Source organism: Pelomicrobium sp. (assembly GCF_036803785.1).
Lineage (GTDB): Bacteria > Pseudomonadota > Gammaproteobacteria > Burkholderiales > UBA6910 > Pelomicrobium.
This window is the reverse complement of the sequence record NZ_DAIRTR010000216.1, coordinates 1-2,975: the sequence shown is the minus strand read 5'-3', so window position 1 is coordinate 2,975 and position 2,975 is coordinate 1. Positions and strand designations below refer to the sequence as shown.

The 2,975-nt window shown below is 66.6% G+C and carries 4 protein-coding genes; 2 read left to right on the top strand and 2 right to left on the bottom strand.

The features are described from left to right. The coding region (locus V7Q81_RS15405) for a winged helix domain-containing protein (RefSeq protein ID WP_333845082.1) at nucleotides 1-424 on the top strand (424 nt) is incomplete at its 5' end. A gap of 240 nt (nucleotides 425-664) precedes the next feature. Continuing rightward, nucleotides 665-931 (top strand): hypothetical protein, encoded by a 267-nt coding sequence (locus tag V7Q81_RS15400; protein WP_333845080.1) that lies wholly within the window; start codon nucleotides 665-667, stop codon nucleotides 929-931. A 74-nt stretch (nucleotides 932-1,005) separates the two neighbouring features. Here V7Q81_RS15400 and V7Q81_RS15395 read toward each other — a convergent pair whose 3' ends face one another. Both V7Q81_RS15395 and bamC read right to left on the bottom strand, forming a co-directional pair. Beyond that, the gene (locus tag V7Q81_RS15395; protein ID WP_333845085.1) at nucleotides 1,006-1,773 is read right to left on the bottom strand and encodes an MBL fold metallo-hydrolase; all 768 of its coding nucleotides are present in this window, start codon (nucleotides 1,771-1,773) and stop codon (nucleotides 1,006-1,008) included. 99 nt (nucleotides 1,774-1,872) lie between these two features. Beyond that, nucleotides 1,873-2,973 (bottom strand): outer membrane protein assembly factor BamC, encoded by a 1,101-nt coding sequence (bamC, locus tag V7Q81_RS15390; protein WP_333845077.1) that lies wholly within the window; start codon nucleotides 2,971-2,973, stop codon nucleotides 1,873-1,875. Nucleotides 2,974-2,975 lie beyond the last annotated feature (2 nt).

Here is a 2,975-nt window from a genome sequence, read left to right as displayed (position 1 = left end):
CCGTATTCCCCCCCAGATGGTGCAGCGTTTTGCCCGGGTGCTCGCCCGCATCCGCTGGGGACCGACGGAAGTGGAGGAGTTTGCCGGCGTCTACCTTTCCGAGCCGAAGCCCACGGTGGTGTTTTCTCCGCCCACGCGTCCTTTGAGCGCGAATGGCTTCGCTCGTGAGGCGGCGCGGCGGGGGGTCGTCCTGGACATCAAGAGCCGCATGCTGTACAGCCCGCGGGGGATTTACATCAACGGCGAAGCGCTACAGGTGGAAGGGGCCTCTCGGCAAGCCTTGAGGCGGCTCGCGGATACCCGTCGGCTGCCGCCCAGGATGCCGCTGCCTCCCGCCGCCCGGGAAGCGCTGTACCAGTGGTACCGGGCCGGGTATCTCGCCCTGGGTAAAGGCCGCGACGTAGCGTCGCGACGCCCCCCATGATCTGTATAAAAAGACAGCCTGCTAATGCTTTTTCCCACGTTTTTGCTAGAATGCACTGCCGGCCGGAATCCGGATCTGCCAACGCCCATCCTCCGGATCAAGGCGCTGGACGGTTCCACAGGAGCCTGTACAGGCAACCGGGTCTCGCCGACAGTAGGGGAGACTTGCACGTACAGGTTCCTGGGATGCCGGCCTGGAACACAACAGGACATGATCAACTTTTCGAAGGATAACCCCTCTATGAAACGCTCCATCCTCCTTGTAGCCCTCGCCGCCGTGGCGTTGAGCGCCTGCGGCAAGAAAGAAGAAACGGCCACGGCGCCAGCGCCCGCGCAACAGGCCGCCCCGGCGCCCGCCCCGGCCCAGCAAGCGGCTGCGCCCGAGGCGAAGCCGGCCGAAGCCCAGCCACCCGCGGCCGCCCCTGCGGGTGAAGCCAAGCCTGCCGAAGGTCAGGCAGCCCCTGCCGCGGCGCCCGCCGAGGAGAAAAAAGAAGAGCAACCCAAGTAATCCGAGTCGCTGGATCAGGCTCGTGACAAAAGGCCGGCGCAAGCCGGCCTTTTTCATTCCTGCTTGAGAAGGCGTCAACGGATCTCGCGCCAGTCGAAGCCGCAACCCTGATCCGCTACGCCGATCCACTCGGGCGCGCAGGCCAAGGCTTGGGCCAGAGCACGCCGGGCCAGACTGGGTGTGTTGTTGGTCTGGCTCAGATGGGCAGCGACCAGGTGCTGCAAGCGGCCCGTGTCCAGGCTGGCAAGGAGCTTGGCAGCCGCCGGATTGGCCAGGTGCCCATAGCGGCTTGCCACCCGCCGTTTGAGGGACGGGGGATAGGGCCCCTTCTCCAGCATGTCGGGATCGTGGTTACACTCCAGGACCAGCGCCTGGCAGCCGTTCAACATCTCCCGGATGTGGGGCGTGGGGCTACCGGTGTCGGTCAGCACTCCCAGGCGCACTGCCCCATCGGTGAAGACGAATTGGACAGGCTCCCGGGCATCATGGGGCACGGGGAACGGATGAATCTCCAGCGCCCCCACGGCGAAAGGGGTATGGCTGTCAATCAGATGCACTTCGGTGGCGGGAAGCAGGACCGATTCCAGGGCGCGACGGGTGCCATAGGTGAGATACACGGGAATGCCGTAGCGGGCCGCTAGACGGGCAACGCCGCCGGCGTGGTCCTCGTGCTCGTGGGTGACCAAGAGCGCGTCCAGTCCGCTGGGATCCACCTTCAGCCGGGCGAGTCGGGCCTCGGTTTCCCGGAGCGCAAACCCGCAGTCGAGGAGCACGCAGGTCCCGTTCGCCATCACCAGCAGGCCGTTGCCGGCGCTGCCGCTGCCGAGGGAGGCGAAGCGTATCATGACGCCGGGATGGAGAGAAGGGGGATTGCCATGCCTCGCAGCCTGGCGCGGCGTTTCATCCCTTTCCTTCGCCCGGCATGCGCGACGCCTCTGCCCTCACTTGAGCTGTTCGTACAGCAGGCTCAGGATCTTTTTGCCGGTTTCGGACCTTTCCGGCTGACCTTCCTTGTTGAGCACGCTCACCCGGGTCCCCTCTCCTGCAGGCTCCACGTGGACGCGATACTGCTCCGGCCTGGGTTTTGCCTCCTCGCTGCTGCGCCAGAAAGCAAGCCGCGAGAGGAACCCACCCTCTTTCCTCGGCTGGGTCTCCAGGGGAGCGTAGCGCACGTAGTAAATCCCGTTGGAGCGGTCCCGGTCCACCACAGTGAAACCCACCCGGTCCAGGGCGAGCCCCACCCGTCGCCACGCCCGGTCGAAGGGATCCACCAGGGCCAGGGCACCCGCCTCCGCGATCAGGCTCGCCTGGGGTTCCCGGCTCGGCGCTGCGAGCAGTTGCCGAGTGCGCTCCTCTTCCACGCCAAAGCGCACCGCCAGCCGCCGTAACATCTCCGCCTCCAAGTCGGGATTGGGAGGCACCGGCTCCCACACGGAGCCCTGGGGCTCGTTGGGATTGCTGCCCACCAGCCGCTCCACCATCCCCCGGTGGCTGATGTAGACCTCGGTGGCGGTGCGATCCTGGATCGGTTCCAGCCGGGTACGGAACTTGTCCCGCTCGCCGGTGGACCACAGCTGGTCCAGCACCCTGCCCAGGGTGTCACGGATGAAGTCCTGGGGGATCTTGGCCCGGTTCTCCGCCCAGTCGGTCTCCATCACCCCCGCCTCCGGGATCTCGGTGGCGATGATGAAGCCCAGCTCCAGCCAGAAATCCCGCACCACGGGCCAGACCTTCTCTGGCGGCTGGTTCACCACCAGCCAGCGCTCACTGCCTGCCCGCTCGATGCGCACCTGCGCGTTCTCAGGCAAGAGAGTGGACACCCCCGAGGGCTGGGGGCGGCCGGCGCGCTCGGCGCTGTAGACGGAGTAGGTGGCGGATCCCGGGGCGTTCACGTCCGGCACGGTGTAGCGGTCGCTCGTGCTGGGCGCCGTCAGGTCGGGGGGAATTTCCAGGGGCGGCAGCTTGCTGGAAGACTTGTAGTCGATCTCCTTGCGCAGCAACCCCCCCGAGCAGCCCGCCACCCCCAGGGCTAGCAGGAAGATCC

What these genes read in the sequence shown, in the direction of transcription:
- V7Q81_RS15400 (WP_333845080.1), top strand. Translation starts at nt 665, where the DNA reads ATGAAACGCTCCATCCTCCTTGTAGCCCTCGCCGCCGTGGCGTTGAGC.